This window comes from Catenulispora rubra (assembly GCF_015356825.1).
In the GTDB taxonomy this organism is placed as follows: Bacteria; Actinomycetota; Actinomycetes; order Streptomycetales; family Catenulisporaceae; genus Catenulispora; species Catenulispora rubra.
Map to the genome: position 1 here is coordinate 24,164 of NZ_JAACYW010000044.1, position 14,715 is coordinate 38,878.

Here is a 14,715-nt window from a genome sequence, read left to right on the forward strand (position 1 = left end):
GGATCAGTGCGGGTACCGCCAGTCCTTGGCGGTCCTCTTTCGAATCAGCGCCTCTAGGTCGTCGATCTGTGGCCTGTCCAGTCCCTCGTGGTGCTGCTGGCGGTCCGCGAGAACGGGATGGTCGGGGAAGGCCTGGGCCCACATGCGGCCCATCAGGCCGTTACCGACGTCGTGCATCGGTGCGAGCTTGCTCGCCTGGGATGCCGCCAGGACCACCTCCGCCGCGGTTCCCGGCCGGGTGTCCGCGCCCGCCGCGACCCGCTCCAGGATCTCCCGAGCATGGCCCCGGAACACGAACTCGGTTTCCATGCGCTCATGCGTCACCTTCAACAGGTGAACAGAGGACCGCAGCTCGTCGGCTTTGTCGGGGTGCCGCTGGATGGCGGCCTTGATCTCGCCGTGGGCCCAGGACAGCGGACCCGAACCCATCAACAGGACCTCGGTCAGGGTGTCGATAGCAGTGGCTCGCATTGTTCAGCCCTCTCGACCGGTCTCGGCCCGCACGGGCATGTGGTCGGCGTCGTCCAGGTCGGTCCAGCTCTGGCCGACGTGCAGGAACTCCGCGTCCGGGTAGCCGGTCGGGATGTAGTCGTTCGGCACGAGCTTCCCGCCGCACACCGCGCACGCATGCTTGTCGTAGGCCAGGTGGCGGGCGTACTCGATCGCGTCCGCCCGGTCCTCCGAGATCTGGCGGCCCTTGCCCGCGTTGTCGATCTCGAACGAGTCGTCGGTCAGCGTCGCGCGCTTCACGGAGTAGAGGCGCGGGTGCTCTCGCCTCAAATCCGCGTCCGTCGAGCCAAAAGCCTTGGCGATACTCCCCATGCCTCCGGCCCAGAAGTCGCCGGACATCTGTTCACTGGTGACGAAGTAGGCGCCGTCCTCGCCGACGAACACCTCGTCGTCGACGATCGAGCGGAAGGCCACCATGTTGGACGGGGAGAAGAAATGGTGGCCGTGGTTCTCCGCCTCCTGCATGATCCGGTCGATGCTGTTCATGTGGTGGATGCGGGTTTCGGTCGTGAGGGTGGTCACGTCTTCCCTTTCGCTGTCGCGCAAGCGCTGGAGCCGGAAGGGAATCGGTGTCGCGGCCCGTTGTTCGAGTCGCCGCGAGCATCCGACGCACCTTGTGTTCCGACTGTCTTCGTGGGTGTGGTCTCGGGTTGCCCTCCCTCGACCCTGTAAATCCAGTTTATAGTATCATGAACCCATAGTCAACTCATTCTTTGCGGTCGGCACTACGCCAACGCAGGTCGGCGGGGGTTGCGGGGTGGGGTTTCGCTCCTCCCCCGTCCCCTTGATAGCTGCCGTCGGGTCCGGGGCCTTCAGGCCGGCCGGGTCAAGGGCCGGCGCAGCCGGTCACACCGTGACGCGACCATCGGGAGCGCCCTTGAGGCGGACGGCCGACCCCGGATACTGGCCGCGGCGCAGGGGAACGGAACACCCCGGGCGCGGCGAAGCCGCACACCGGGAACCGAGAACAACCCGCGCCGAAGGCGCGGACCTCTACGGCGGCCGGCACGGCGCACGCCGCGCCGGCCAGTGGTCGGGGCAGCCGTCGGCCGCGCCGATGTCCTTTGCGCCTCCGCCGGGTCAAGGTTGGGACGCCACGGCTCTTCGGCGCCGGGTGCGGGCCCTGCGGCGCGGGGCGTGTCGGCCGTCGATTCCGATCGGCTCGACCGTGTCCTACCTGCCCGCCTCGAACTGGGTCGCGGCCAGGCCATAGGTCTTGCGGTACCAGTGCCGGTTCCCGGCGCGCATGCCGCTGGCGTTCGGCGCGAAGTCGTCGAACGTGCGGACCAGGAACCCCATCTCGTGCAGGTGCTCAAGGTCTTCGCGCTCGCCGGGCATCGGACGGCCCAGAACGGTGAACGCGCACTCGGTCAGCAGGTCCAGCAGGTACACCGGTAGCTCGGCGGCCTCGACCGGGTGGTCGACCTTGCGCATGGCGCCGGGCCGGTCGAAGTCCACGACGTACTTCTGCCGTCCTTTCGGCAGCGGGCAACGGAAGCCTTCCCGGCACATGCGATCGTTCCTATCCGTGGTTCTCGTCATCGGTCCGCGTGGCGGCGAGCGCCGGACAGGCGCCCGTCCAGATCCGGTCTCGAACGCGGCTGTCGGCTTTCGGGTCCGCCGAGACGACCCACTCGCCGCCCCGATCGAGTGCGGTCATCGGGAACGGCCGACAATCGCCCGGCACGGGCAAGCTCACCTCCTGGCGGGCGGCGGTCCGGCCGCCGCCTCCTCCTGGTAACGGCGCTCGGCACGCGCTGCCACGGACGGGCCGTCGCAACCGAATGCGTCCGCTAGGTGCATGAGATCGCTCATCATGTCCGTCATCACGTCGACCGGCGTCTCCTTCGCGTCGAACCGGTCGCGGTAGGCGCGATACACGTTCGTGATCCGCATGCTCGCCCTGTCGCGGGCTGTCATCGCCTGAGCGGCCATTACCGCTCCCCTCGGAACCACTCGGCGATGGCGGTGGCGGCGGCGTCACGGCTGGCGAAGTCGCCAAGATAGCTGTGCGTGTCGTTCTCCTCGGTGCGGTAGGCGTGCGTCCGCCAGCACCGACCCTCCGGGAGGTTCATCGCGCGGATCGTCGAAAAGAACCCGTCGCCCCAGCCGTTGTAGAGGCCGGGGATCGCGGGGTGTGCAGTGACGTTCACGCCCTCAGTCCTCCTCGTCGTCGAACAGCCACGGGATCGCGGACCACGTCCGCTGTCGTCGCCTGGCGTCCGATCGCGTGTCGGTATAGGACGCCCCGTCCCGATCGGCAGGGTGGACCGGGGCTCCGAGAATGGAGAAGGTGACCTGGGGACGCGTTGTGAACGTGTAGTCCGCGAAGTCGTACCGCTGCTCGTCCACGCAATAGCGTGCGACGGCATCGGCCTGCGCCTGGCTCGCGCTCGGCGCGTCCAGCACGTAGACGGACGTGCCGGGCTCGCCGAAGCGCTCGAAGTCCTCAATGAACACCGTGTAGACCATCACCGGGTCCTCCTCCGCATCTCATCGGCGAACAGCTCGGCGGCGCAGTTCAGCGGTGTCGGCCGTATGTAGAGGTCGGTGTCGCGGTAGCCCTTCAGCCTGGCCCATCGGCGGATCAGGTCCTGGTCCTCCACCAGGGGGAAGACCATCAGGTCGTCAGCCTCGCCGTCGTTGATCAGCGTGACCAGAAGGAAGCCGGTCCCTTTCGCCTCCATCCGGCTCATCCGATCAGCCCCCTGATTTCGTCGTACATGCCCTCGCCCCACTCGATGCAGCGCGCCGGGCAGATCAGATACTCGTCGGTGTCGGGGTCAATCAAGCGGGCCTCGATGCGGCCCCCGGCCGAACGGGTCGGACCGGGCAGCGTGTGCCAAGTCAGGAAGTACGCGCCGCGCGGACCGGACACCTTCACCGAAAAGCCCTGCCGGTCCACGCCCGAATCCCCTGCCCACGGCGCCCACGCGCCACAGTACGTCGTGGCGGCGATCCCGTTGACGTCCAGATTGCTCTTCAAGACCCTATTGTCGTAGGCGTTCGCTGCACTCCACGCTTTCCGGACGCCCCGCCCGTCCACGTAAACCAGCTCATCCAAGTCCCATCTGCCTTTCGGTCACCTTCGCGGGCCGGTCTCGGGTTGCCCTCCCTCGACCTGATACATCCATATTATAGCCACAACAACCAACGGTCAAGTTTACTGAAGGTGGCGCTTCCCCTGCCGCCTGGTCGGCAGGGGTTGCGGGGTGGGGTTTCACTCCTCCCCCGTCCCCTTGATAGCTGCCGCCGGGTCCGGGGCCTTCAGGCCGGCCGGGTCAAGGGCCGGCGCAGCCGGTCACGCGTGACGCGACCGTCAGGGAGCGCCCTTGAGGCGGACGGCCGACCCCGGATAATCACCGCGGCGCAGGGGAACGGAACACCCCGGGCGCGGCGAAGCCGCACAGAAGGCAGAGTCATGCCGCAGGCGTGTCCTTCACGGCTTCCCACACGCGCGGCCCGCGGCGCGTTCCGGATCAACGACGGTTCGATGGATGGCGCGAGGCGCGCTGCCGGTGGCCGTCGGCCGACGCCGGACACAGGATGCTGATTATCTGCCGCGTCGCACTGCTCGCTGCGGCCCGCTTGTGGACCGGACGGCCCTTCTCGGCAAGGGCGGTCCCGACGCGGGCAGCCTCGGTGCCGATCCCGGTCCGCAGGGTGCGGATCGCATACGAGCGTGGCCCACGAGCTGGATTCGCACGCAGATGGGATTGATGGCCGCGCCGGTCAGGACTGGAATCCGGCCGCCGCCGGATGTCGCGCGTGGGGTGGGCACACGCTGTGGCCGGTGCCGGGGTCGTACCCGGCGTCACAGGCCTCGCAGACGAACCGTCCGCACACCACGCAGTCACCGTAGGCAAGGCTGGCGTGGTCGCCAAGATCCTCACCGCATTCGGCGCACCACGGTTCGGCAAGTGGATAGCTCACAGGCAGTCCCCTCCGGCCGGCCGGGCGCCAGTCGGCACCCGGCCCGTGACAGTGTCAGTCCTCGACGTCCGGGGAGATCAGAGCTGCGGCGAGTTCGGCAGCGGGCTGCTCGGACCAGTACTCCGGAGATTCCCGGGGCCCGCCGATATCGGATCCGACGGTGCCCGCGCCGACGCCGAGCACGTCGGCAAGCCGGTAGTCCCCGGTCATCGCGGCGTGCCAGCGGGCCGAGCCGCGCAGCATGGCGGTCTTGCCGAACAGTTCGGCGCCGATGACGGCGACGGCTGCGTCCAGCGCCGCAGTAATCTCCTTGCCGGGTATCCCGACGTAGAGGGCCGCGTTCATCGGCATCGTCATGTCGGCGCCGGTGTCGAAGCGGATCATCCGCCAGCAGTACGCGGCCCCGTAGACACCTCCGTCGTACGGCAGGGCCGGACGGCTGCGACGGAACCGGCCCTCGTTCGCCCCGCGCGTGGACAGCAGCGCCGCCTTGATCGCCGACTGGTCGACGGTGACCTTCCCACCAACGCACAGCCGACACGGAGCGGTCGGGTAGAACTGGCTGACCAGCTCGGTCGTACCTTGGCAGTCAGGACAGATGAAGGTCTGCGGCTGGATCGACGACATAGAGACGTCCCTTCGTACGTGCTTCGCGGGCTGGTCTCGGGTTGCCCTCCCTTGACCCATTGAATCTAGTTTATAGTATAAATAACGTGTGGTCAACCCAACGTCAGGCGGGGTGGCCTCGCACGAGCGCAGGTCGGCGGGGGTTACGGGGTGGGTTGCGGTTCTCCCCCGTTCCCCTTGATAGCTGCCGCCGGGTCCGGGGCCCGGAGGGCGTCCGGGTCAAGGGCCGGCGCAGCCGGTCACACCGTGACGCGACCGCCGGGGAGCGCCTTTGACGCGGGCGGCCGACCCCGGATACTGGCCGCGGCGCAGGGGAAACGAAACACCCCGGCGTGGCGAAGACGCGCCCCGGGAAGCCGAGACAGCCCGCGCCGAAGGCGCGGACCTCTACGGCACTGGCCGGCGCGGCAGACGCCGTGCCGGCCAGTGGTCCGGGCTACCGTCGGCCGTGCTGACGTCCTTCACGAGCGGCGCGCCGCTTCGGTGGCGGCGTCGGGCCATCGCCGCCAGCTCGGCGGCGAGGCGGGGTGCGGTCAGCGGCGGCGCACGAAGGCGCGGCCTGCGAGCACTGCACCAAAGTGCAGAGCGGCAACACCGCATCCGGCCAGGACGCTGATCGGCCAGGCGAACCCGACGATGTGCAGCAGCAGGGTGGTGAAGGCCATGAATCCGGCGGACACCGCATGGATTCGGGCGGGGATCGGTGGCTCGTTGGCAGCGGGCGTCATTGTTGGGGTTCCGTTCGTGATGGTGGTGGCAGGTAAACGGTCCGGACCTGCGGTGTCATCGCCGGTCCGGGGACATTCGGCGCGAGGGGTCGGCCTGGAGCCCGAGGCGCCTGCGAGGGTTTCCAGGTCCGGGTGGTGGGCGGCCAGGCGGCGGACGACAGCGCGGGCGTCCGCGCGCACGGTGGCCCCGGGCGCCTGGACGGCAGCTGCGGCCAGGTGGGCGATCAGCTCCGCGATCCCCTCGACGTCCGGGACGACGACCCGGCAGGCGGGGTAGAAGTGGTTCTCATAGGACTCCCGGGCCGCAGCGGTCCAGGCCAGGTAGAGCGAGCGCTCACCGTCGCCGTGCGCCGCATGCCCTGCGAACCGCTCGTCAAGCCAACCGGCCAGCAGCCCGCCGATCCTCGCGTCGTACCCGGCGGCCGGGCGCGGGCCGCGTAGCACCGTCCAGCGGCGCAACCGGCTCTCGCACTCGGCCAGCCACCGCACGCTGTCGCGCAGGGAGTCGGCCTCGCGGGAGATCCGCGCGATCCGCGCGTCGGACAGGGCTCGCAGGTACGCCGTGTGCTGTCGGCGCGTCCGGGGGTCGGCGCGATGCTGGGCGATCACGGCCTCGCCGACCTCCCGCATCCTCTGCCAGCTCGCGGCCCGGACGATCCCATAGGGACCGGTGTGTATCCGGCTCCATGGGTCGCGCAGGTGATCTCGAGTGTCCTTCTCCGCATCGGGGACGATCGTGATGTTGCCGTAGAGCTGGCAGGTGTAGACGCTCACGCGGTCGGCGTAGGAGCTTGGCGACTCTGCCGCGTCGTAGCGGCCGAACGTCAGCTGGAGCCAGGTGTAGGCGTCCGGGTCGTCCGCCTCGCCGGCGGGGGCTTCGGGGTGGACGGTAAGGGTTCCGCGTACATGCGGGGCGTAGAGGCGGTAGTAGGTGAGGCCGAGCTCGTCGTACTCGACGTCGGCGCGGACCAGCAGGCCGCTTGGGGACTTCGTGGTGAAGGTCATCGCAGGTCCGTCCAAGGCGGTGATGAGCGGGTGCGCCGCCGCGTACCGTCGCGGCGGCGCACTCCGGGCGGAGGCTAGAAGGGGCGCCCGGCTCCGGCTGTCGCAGGAACCTGCCAGGGGTCGGCGGCCGCTGCGCCCTGGGTCGTCTGGCCCCACCCGCCCTCGGCCTGGTTCGCACCGGACCGTGCTGCGGTCTTGTTGACGGTCGCAGGGGTGAACTTCAGACTCACGCCGATCTCCTCGACGTCCATCTCGAAGCCGGTCCGCTTGACGCCGTCCTGCACCCAGCTGTGCTGCTTCAGAGCGCCGGTCACCATCACGCGCGTGCCCTTGGTCAGGTTGCTCTCCGCCAGATTCTCGGCCGCCTTGCGCCACAGGGTGCAGCGCATGAACAGCGCCTCTCCGTCCTTCCACTCGTTCGTGTTCTTGTCGAAGGTCCGGGGGGTGCTGGCCACGGTGAAGTTGGCGACCGCCGCCCCGCTGGGGACGAACTTCAAGCCGATGTCCTCGGTCAGATTGCCGATGATCGTCAGGGTGGTCTCGCCTGCCATGTCAGTGCCTTTCGTCAGTTCCGCTCGATACGAGTCCCGCCACACGGACCGAAGCCGATCCCGTAGTCGGGGGCGAACGGCACTCCGCCTCGCGCATGCCACACGCATCGGGGTCGCCGTTCTGGGGGAAAGCCGTGATCTGTCTTGCCTGCCGGTCGGGGGTGCCATCCCCTCCCAACAGGGACAATACTATAGGGTTATTGTATTTAAGTCAAGCTGTGGACAGGTTTTGACCTGCGCTTTTCATGCCAACCATCCACCGGCCAGCATGACCCGAACCACGACTTGCGCCAGGTTCCCGCTCTGCCCCCGTCCCCCTGATAGCTGCCCGGGTCCGGGGCCCAGAGGCCGGGCGGGTCAGGGGCCGGCGTGGCCGGTCTCGCGTGACGCGACCGCAGGGCGCGCCCTTGAGGCGCCCGGCCGACCCCGGATACTGCCTGCGGCAGGGGGGACGAACACCCCAATATTCCCGGCTACTTGTAGCCCTTTGACGACGAACCCGACCGTCACACTCGGCGGCACCGACCGCAACTCCGCTAGATTCAGCGCCTCCGGTCAGGACCGTGTTAAGGCTCCCTGAATTTGAAGGTTGGTGCTTTCGTTGATGGCATGCCATCAACGAGAGCCAACCCCACAGTTAAACCTCTGCAAGCCCTAGCCGTACAGCTTCGCGGGCCAACTCGCGCGTGCGAAGCGCTGCACCGTAGCGGCGCCGTAAACCGCTACGGCGCGGAGAGGCTTCTCAAATCCCGAATATGCCCGTTCATGATGTCGACCCGCTGAAGAGTCGCACGTGCCTCGGCCTCGCCGCCGACGCCGTAGTACGCCGCAAATGCCGCCAGGGTCTTTCCCGTGGCCTCGATCGCGAGAGACACTAAGGCCCCGACTTCGGCGAGATCCGCCTGGAACATGACCTGATCTGCCGTGGTGTTGGTGGTAAGCGCGTTCAGTGTCTGGTGCGACCCGTGGATTGCGCCTGACGTAATCCGGTAGGCACCTGGGCGGTCAGGAAAGGCATCGGTGACGAGCTTGGTCAAATTCGGCTTCATCAGCGCGGAGTGGTGGCCGAGGACCAGCTTGAAATCCTTCTTGGACTTGTCCTTCTCAACCGTGATGGCCGCCGCGTCGATCTCTCCCTTGAGCTGATCGAACTCCTTCTGCGCAGTAGCCTCCATCTGCGGCCGGACAGCCGGGGGATACTCCGCCGCAAGCGCCGTCTGGTGCTTTGCATCCGCATACAGCAGGGCGGAGCCGCGGGTCAGGCGCGTCTGGGCCCCGATGCCCGTGTCGAGCAGATACATGATCGTCGCGGTGCTCTCACACGCTGGCCGGCCGATCGTCAGATGAGCGAACAGGGGGATCTCCTGCTCGGACAGGACGTTCCGCAGGCTATTGACGTGGTCGTACACGTTGGTCGCGAGCAGGCGTGTCAGGTTGAGTGTCTGCATCCACAGCCGGTGCTGGCTGGGGCGGACCTTGTCGGGAACGAGGTCGAAGAACGCCAACTCGGTCGAGTTGGGACAGTTCGACGGTCGGTGTTTGAAGTACTCTTCCGGAGCGCGCTTGAACATGGCGAGCTGCGCCTCCAGCTCATCGCGGGCCGCGCGGATCAGCGGGATCGGCGCGCCGGGGATGGAGTACTTGGCTGTCATGCCTTGACGGTAGGCCGTTCCCGGCGGGATGTCCGCGCATTTCTTGGGGGGGGTCGCGGCCCATCCGGTTCGGGCACCCTTCACGTCACCTTGCTCGCACTATTGTTCGCCGTCGCCCGGAAGGCTCCTGCTTATCCCCCTGCTGCCGAACTGCTCAACGCAGGCGGCCGGGGCACCGGTGACGTTCGGCAGCATCACCCGCAACCGACGCTGCTGGGAGAACACGGCACGGCCGCTGGCAGGCAGCGTATCGGCCCTTCCGGTCAGGTTGCCGGTGCCGTCCCCAAGGCCGGACCACACCGCCGCCTCCCTGAGCCGCCCAGACACGCCATCGAAGAGAGCAGGCACCTACAAAATCAGAGAGCCTTAACAGACCGCGCTTCCTGCTCGGTATCTCTCTGGACTGCAGAAGCGCACAACTGAGCTTCTATCCGCGTCGCAATCGGTAGCGTAGACAGAACAAGTCGTCATCCCACAGCCCGTGGCGCTGGCCCACTTCAACAATCACAACTTGTGGGTCCGCAGCGCTGATCGGGCGGCCCGAGTCACTACCGGCCGGTGCTCCTGGTCGACCTCCTCCTTCGCCAGGGGACACGGATCGACGGCGTCGGCGGCCCGATCGCGAAGCAAAGCCCGCTAGGCCGCTACCGGAATACCTCGGACATGGTCTGTGACAACGAGATGACGCGATCCCATCCTGCGTCAACGAGCCGGTCGATGATCTGTCGCAGGGCGTTGCCGGCGTCCGGTTGTCCGACCGTCACCGCGCGGAAATCGCTGAGGTAACGCTCAACCAATTCCACAACAGTCTCCTCGGCGCGGGGCTCCTGGTGATACCCGGGTGAGGCGACGATCGCGTCGCGCGCGGCCAGCAATGCCCGCAGCGGATCGGCGCTGGCCAGGTGCATCAAAGTCCGCACCGTGTCCTCGGCCACACGCGGGTGACCGACGCCGCCGAGCTGCTCCAGCACGGGGAAGGCCAGGTCGGCGAACACCTGCCGGTCCTGGGCGAGCCGATCGAGGTCTTGAGCTGTCGGTTCTTGGCCGTCGCGGTCCTGAAGCCCGCCACGGGTGAACGCCGTGGACTCCCCGCTGGTTAGGTGGATCGCCCGCGCGACAGCGACGGCGACGTCCAAGACAGGGCGAAGGCGCTCGCTGGCGCCGGGTTCCGCAGGCTGGGCCTGGTAGTCGGCCCAGGCCTGGCGCGCCGCTGGCAGCGGCAGCGCTGCGAGAGCGAACGCGTCGGCCAGGGCTCGGCGCCCCGGTGCAGTGGCTCCGGAGAGTTTGAAGTAGTCCATCAGGTCAACGCAGGCACGCTCGGCCCGGACCGGATGGTCAGCCGGATGCGACAGCCAGGCCTTTGCAGTCGCGCTGGCCTGCGGTTGCTGCGCAGCCACGGTCAGCCAGACTGCGAGCTCGACGGCTTGGCGCAGCGGCCGGTTCGCGCTGATGGATCCCGAAGGGCTGCCAGACTCCGGCTCCCGGCTCAGCAGCGTCCAGGGTTCGCCGCCGGCGAGGTCGGCTAGGGCGGCATCGCCGGCGGCAGGATCGTTGATCGCGATGGCGGCGAGCTGGTTGAGCCAGGCCGCCTGGGCATCCCCCTCGGTGGCGCGCAGGTACTCGATGACCTTCGTACGCCGCGTTTGCAGGTCCGGCCACCGGATGGGAGTGGCTCCGGCGGCGGCTTCCTGCACCGCACCATCCGGCATCTGGCTCAGCACCTCCAGCGCTGAGCTCAGCTGCGCCCGGTGTGGGGTGCTCTCGATCGCGAGCAGTGCGGCCATGCCCTCGACTGTCTTTGCCAGCATCCATCCCGGTGGTGGCGACTGGGATGCGGCCTGCCCGGCGCAAGCCAGCAGCACCGTCGCAAGACGCTCGGCAAGCGCAGTATCGATCGCCATCGCTGCGTCGTCCGCCAGGACTGCGGCGGCCCGGACTGCCGCTTGCAGCAGCCGTTCGTCTTCGGTCACGGTGGCGGCGATGTTGTTCCCGAGCTTGTCGGCGGCGGCGGTGAAGGCGTCCGCCAGTTGCCACCGGGCTTCAGAGGCGCCGGCCGGGTCGGGATCGAAGACCTTCGACAGGGCCTGGTCGATGGCATCGGCTGGCCCGGGTTCGGCGGTCGGCCGCCCGAGCAGGCCCGGAAGGAGTGAGGGGTCAAGTGCCCGGGCGCCGAGCCCGGGGCCGCCGCGTGGCGTCGGGGCCGGGGCTGCATGTCCGGAGGCGTCATAGTCATCGAGGATCTGCCGTGCCTCGATGTCGGTGAGCTTGTCTCGTCGCAGCACGCCTAGCAGCATGCCGGTCCGCCAGGCGACGGCCTGAGTGCTGGCAGGTCCGTGGAAGCCGGAGCGGTCGGCCAAGATCTGTACCTCGATGGCGGCGTGGAGATCATCGTCGACTAGGTCGCGCACTGTGGCCAGGAGGCGGGCTGCCGCCTCGGCGGTGTGCGGATGGGCCAGGAGACGTCCGCCGGGCAGCAGGGCGGCCAGAGCCACCCCGGCGGTCGCCGGGGCGTCGGAGCCGCGGTCCAGCAGCACATTCCACGCTGCGGCGTCGCGCAGCCCGGTCAGCACGTTAATGATCTCGGTCGCGGCATCCGAGTCGTGCCCGGGGGCAGCCGGGTCGGCCAGGAGGAGCAGGCGGTCGGCCAGCTGTCCGGTCATCCGTGCCAGCGTCTCGTGATCTCCGAGCCATTCCAAGGCGTCGCCCTCAACTACCTGCGGCAGTTGAGGGGCCGCTGGCGCGGCTGTCGGATCGCCGTCCGGGGAATCGGGCTCAGTCGGCACCGTCCACGGGTCGGCCGTCGGGGTGATGGCCTGCATCGCCGCCAGGTAGATCCGTGCGGCAAATACGGGATCGGCGGCCAACAGCTCCGGGAAGTGGACGCCGATCTCGAACTGGGCCATGGCCATCTCGCCGCCGCGCGTGCTGCTGTAGGACAGGATGGATGACCGGCCCAGAGGTACGGACTCCTCGGGGTTAGGGTCGCGGAATCCCCATAGCGTCTCAGCCAGTACCAACACCGCCCGCGGGGCCAGAGCCGCCAGGTCCGTCACCCGGCGGGCCAGCCCATGCACCACGGCCGGACCCCACGCGGCCATTGCCTGCTTACTGCAGATTTCTGTGACCGCCGCCTCTACCCCGGCCGGATCCAGGGCGGCAGCATCGGCCAAAGCATCGGCGATGCTCGCGGCAAGACTTTGGCGCTCGCCGGGTTCCGGGGAGGCCAAAGCCGTCGCCATCACCGCCAGCGCCGCCTCGGCGCGATCGGCGGCCCCCGGGCCGCCGTCGCCAGCAGCCGTCCGAGCACGATTCACCAGCACCCTGGCCACGACGGCCAACCCGACGTCGTCCCGGTCCCGCGCGGTGCGCGCGAGCTGGGCTGCCAGGGACGAGACGGGTCCGGCGGCTGCGGCGCCGACCGCCGCCAGCAGGCCGGGGGCCATCAGTGCCGCGCCAAGCTGCCGGGCGGCGAAGGTGCGGGCGGTCGTCTGCGCGGGTCCGGTCAAGCATGCTTGCGCTAGCGGTTCAAGGTCCTGTTCAGACAGTCCGCCCTCAACCATCACGGCCGCTGCTGCCGCGGCGGCGGAAGGATGATCGGTCGCCAACTGCAGCGCGAGACGGAAGAAGGCCGACCGGTCCGCTGACCACCAGTCGCGCAGGTGCATGTCGATGCTGGGCCGGGCCACAATGGCCAGATCTGGATCCTGCTCGAGCACCGCTGCTAGGTTCTCGGGATCGTCTCCGTCAGAAAGGATCAGCTCGTTGACGGCGTGGTCGAACAGCACTGTGTGCGCGAACGCGACTGGGTCCGGACCCACCGCCGCAGGCTCGGTGCGCAGCACCCCGTCACGCAGCAGATCTTCCAGCACCTTCTGTCCAGCGCTGTCCACTACGGCTTGGGGGTTCGGCACCCTAAGCCTGCGGATCTGGAGCATCCGCGCAGCCAACTGGTGCAGCACCCCGGCGCGTGCGTAGTCGGTGACGCGCCGCTGCCAGTAGGCCCGCAGTAGGTCGCGCTGGGAAGCCGCGCCCCCCACGCGGGCGATGTCGACATCCGGGTCGGCCAGCAGGTCAGCGGCGATCGCCAGGTTGAACATGTTTCGGATCAGACCGGTGAAACCCGGCGCGGCCGAGGTGACGTCGACCAGCTTGGCCAGGCCAGCGTGCGCGCCGGTAGCCAGGGTGATCTCGGCGTCGTTCAGCGGGGCGACCAGCACGTGCCGCACGTCGGGCAGCCCGGCGACCGCGCGGTTCAGATCTGGTGCCGCACCCGGGAACAGCCTCTGCCAGGCCCGGCCGCGTTGCAGGTCGAACATGCGCATGCTGGCCACCACATGCCAGCGGCTCTGCTGCAGGTGAGCGACAAGTTCGCGCAGCCAGACCGACGGCTCCGCGAGACGTGCGCCATCCAGCCCGTCAATGATCAGCAACCCGTGCCCTGGTCCCTCCCAGCCGGACAGCACCTGCTGCAGGTCGTGGTTCAATCCGAGCGTGACGCGGGCGTCCGCGCCGGTTCCGGCCAGTGTCTCGGCCGTCAAATACACCACGTCCCCGCCGGTTGTCCGGAACTGTTGCGCCAGCTGTGCCACCGCTGCGGTCTTGCCCGCGCCGGCCTCGCCGACCACGGCGAGTGCTTCCGGCGCCGCGGCAGCCGCAGCCAGAACGGCGACGACATCGCGCTGCAGGTGGAACCGGCTGCCTCCGGGAATAGTGATGTGGCCAGAGTCGAGCTCCAGCGCCGCACCGGTCAGGTCCTTCAAACGCTGCACGTCAACCAGGACGTCTGGCTCCACGGCCAGCTCAAGGCCCCAGCTGCGCAGCTGCTGCTTGAGCGCATCTCGGCCACGCCACTGCTGGGCCTCGGCGAGCATCTGGCCCAGACCCGCCAGCCGCTCGAATAGCTGCGGTGCCACCGCCGGGACCGACAGCAGAGGTCCGGCCAGAGTTTCGGCAGCGCGCCGCTCCGGTTGGCCGGCGGAGAGACCTACCGCACACACCCGCAGCACGCGAAACAGCGCTCGAAGTTCATCGTCGGTGGGTGTGTCCCCGGGAACGTGGCCGCATCCCGCCGCCGTCTGGGAGCCTGTTACCGGTGCTGCGACACCCTTCGTCTTGCCCTTCGGTTTGGCTGGGGCGGGGTGGGCGCTCCATTCTCTGCGCAGGTGCTCAAGTAGCACTCTCAGGGCCGTGGCCTGGCCTTTATTGCGGGCCACGCCGTCGAATGGCTCGGTGGCGGGCAGATGAGCGAGTCGGCTGACCACCTGTGCCATGTCCTCCCGCACCGTGGGCGGCGCGTCCTGGTCGGTGAGGATCACCAGACGGTCGCGAACCGGATCGACCGGGCGGATAAGACTGGACTCGTGGCCGACTCGCAGCCCGTCGCGGAACACTGCCACGACCTGCCGCAGCGCGTCAGCTAGGTCGCTGTCGTCGAGCTCAGATCGTGTCAGCTTCTTCTTGGACTGAATCAGTACGTAGCCACCGTCGTCCAGCACCACACCGACGTCGTCGACCCCGTGGCTGGTCTGGCCACCCACAGAGACCGGCACCCCGGCCACGTCGAACTCCACCACAGTGCGCCGAGCCAGAACATGGCAGGCCACCCAGGCCGTGATACGGCCCTCGATTCCGACCCCTGAGGCACCCCCGGCCCCTCCGGTCGACGAAGCAGACGACATCGGCCTATTATCGCCGATCTACGTGCCTACG

The 14,715-nt window shown here is 68.5% G+C and carries 14 protein-coding genes; all 14 read right to left on the reverse strand.

The features are described from left to right. Positions 1-3: 3 nt before the first annotated feature. Positions 4-471, reverse strand: coding sequence for a hypothetical protein (locus GWK61_RS15210; RefSeq protein ID WP_194909016.1), 468 nt, complete (start codon positions 469-471; stop codon positions 4-6). A 3-nt stretch (positions 472-474) separates the two neighbouring features. Beyond that, positions 475-1,032 carry a DUF7447 family protein gene (locus GWK61_RS15215; protein WP_194909017.1) on the reverse strand — a complete coding sequence of 186 codons (558 nt, stop codon included), beginning with the start codon at positions 1,030-1,032 and terminating at the stop codon, positions 475-477. A 651-nt stretch (positions 1,033-1,683) separates the two neighbouring features. Then, positions 1,684-2,022 (reverse strand): hypothetical protein, encoded by a 339-nt coding sequence (locus GWK61_RS15220; protein WP_194909018.1) that lies wholly within the window; start codon positions 2,020-2,022, stop codon positions 1,684-1,686. 183 nt (positions 2,023-2,205) lie between these two features. Then, the gene (locus GWK61_RS15225; protein WP_194909019.1) at positions 2,206-2,445 is read right to left on the reverse strand and encodes a hypothetical protein; all 240 of its coding nucleotides are present in this window, start codon (positions 2,443-2,445) and stop codon (positions 2,206-2,208) included. Beyond that, complete coding sequence (locus GWK61_RS15230; protein WP_194909020.1) at positions 2,445-2,663, reverse strand: hypothetical protein; 219 nt, start codon at positions 2,661-2,663, stop codon at positions 2,445-2,447. The genes GWK61_RS15225 and GWK61_RS15230 overlap by 1 nt, the downstream gene beginning before the upstream one ends. A gap of 4 nt (positions 2,664-2,667) precedes the next feature. Further along, positions 2,668-2,985, reverse strand: coding sequence for a hypothetical protein (locus GWK61_RS15235; RefSeq protein ID WP_194909021.1), 318 nt, complete (start codon positions 2,983-2,985; stop codon positions 2,668-2,670). Next, the gene (locus tag GWK61_RS15240) at positions 2,982-3,197 is read right to left on the reverse strand and encodes a hypothetical protein (protein ID WP_194909022.1); all 216 of its coding nucleotides are present in this window, start codon (positions 3,195-3,197) and stop codon (positions 2,982-2,984) included. Before GWK61_RS15240 ends, GWK61_RS15235 begins: the two co-directional genes overlap by 4 nt. A gap of 5 nt (positions 3,198-3,202) precedes the next feature. Next, entirely contained in the window at positions 3,203-3,496 is a 294-nt protein-coding gene (locus tag GWK61_RS15245) for a hypothetical protein (RefSeq protein WP_194909023.1), read from the reverse strand. A 1,001-nt stretch (positions 3,497-4,497) separates the two neighbouring features. Next, the gene (locus GWK61_RS15250) at positions 4,498-5,070 is read right to left on the reverse strand and encodes a hypothetical protein (protein WP_194909024.1); all 573 of its coding nucleotides are present in this window, start codon (positions 5,068-5,070) and stop codon (positions 4,498-4,500) included. A gap of 533 nt (positions 5,071-5,603) precedes the next feature. Beyond that, entirely contained in the window at positions 5,604-6,803 is a 1,200-nt protein-coding gene (locus tag GWK61_RS15255; RefSeq protein WP_194909025.1) for a hypothetical protein, read from the reverse strand. 74 nt (positions 6,804-6,877) lie between these two features. Beyond that, entirely contained in the window at positions 6,878-7,354 is a 477-nt protein-coding gene (gene ssb, locus GWK61_RS15260; protein ID WP_194909026.1) for a single-stranded DNA-binding protein, read from the reverse strand. A 722-nt stretch (positions 7,355-8,076) separates the two neighbouring features. Then, a complete protein-coding gene (locus GWK61_RS15265; protein ID WP_194909027.1) occupies positions 8,077-9,006 on the reverse strand; it encodes a hypothetical protein in 930 nt (309 codons plus the stop codon). Between the two features lie 99 nt (positions 9,007-9,105). Next, entirely contained in the window at positions 9,106-9,354 is a 249-nt protein-coding gene (locus GWK61_RS15270; RefSeq protein ID WP_194909028.1) for a hypothetical protein, read from the reverse strand. Positions 9,355-9,650: 296 nt separating this feature from the next. Continuing rightward, the gene (locus GWK61_RS15275) at positions 9,651-14,684 is read right to left on the reverse strand and encodes an ATP-binding protein (protein ID WP_194909029.1); all 5,034 of its coding nucleotides are present in this window, start codon (positions 14,682-14,684) and stop codon (positions 9,651-9,653) included. Between the last annotated feature and the right edge of the window lie 31 nt (positions 14,685-14,715).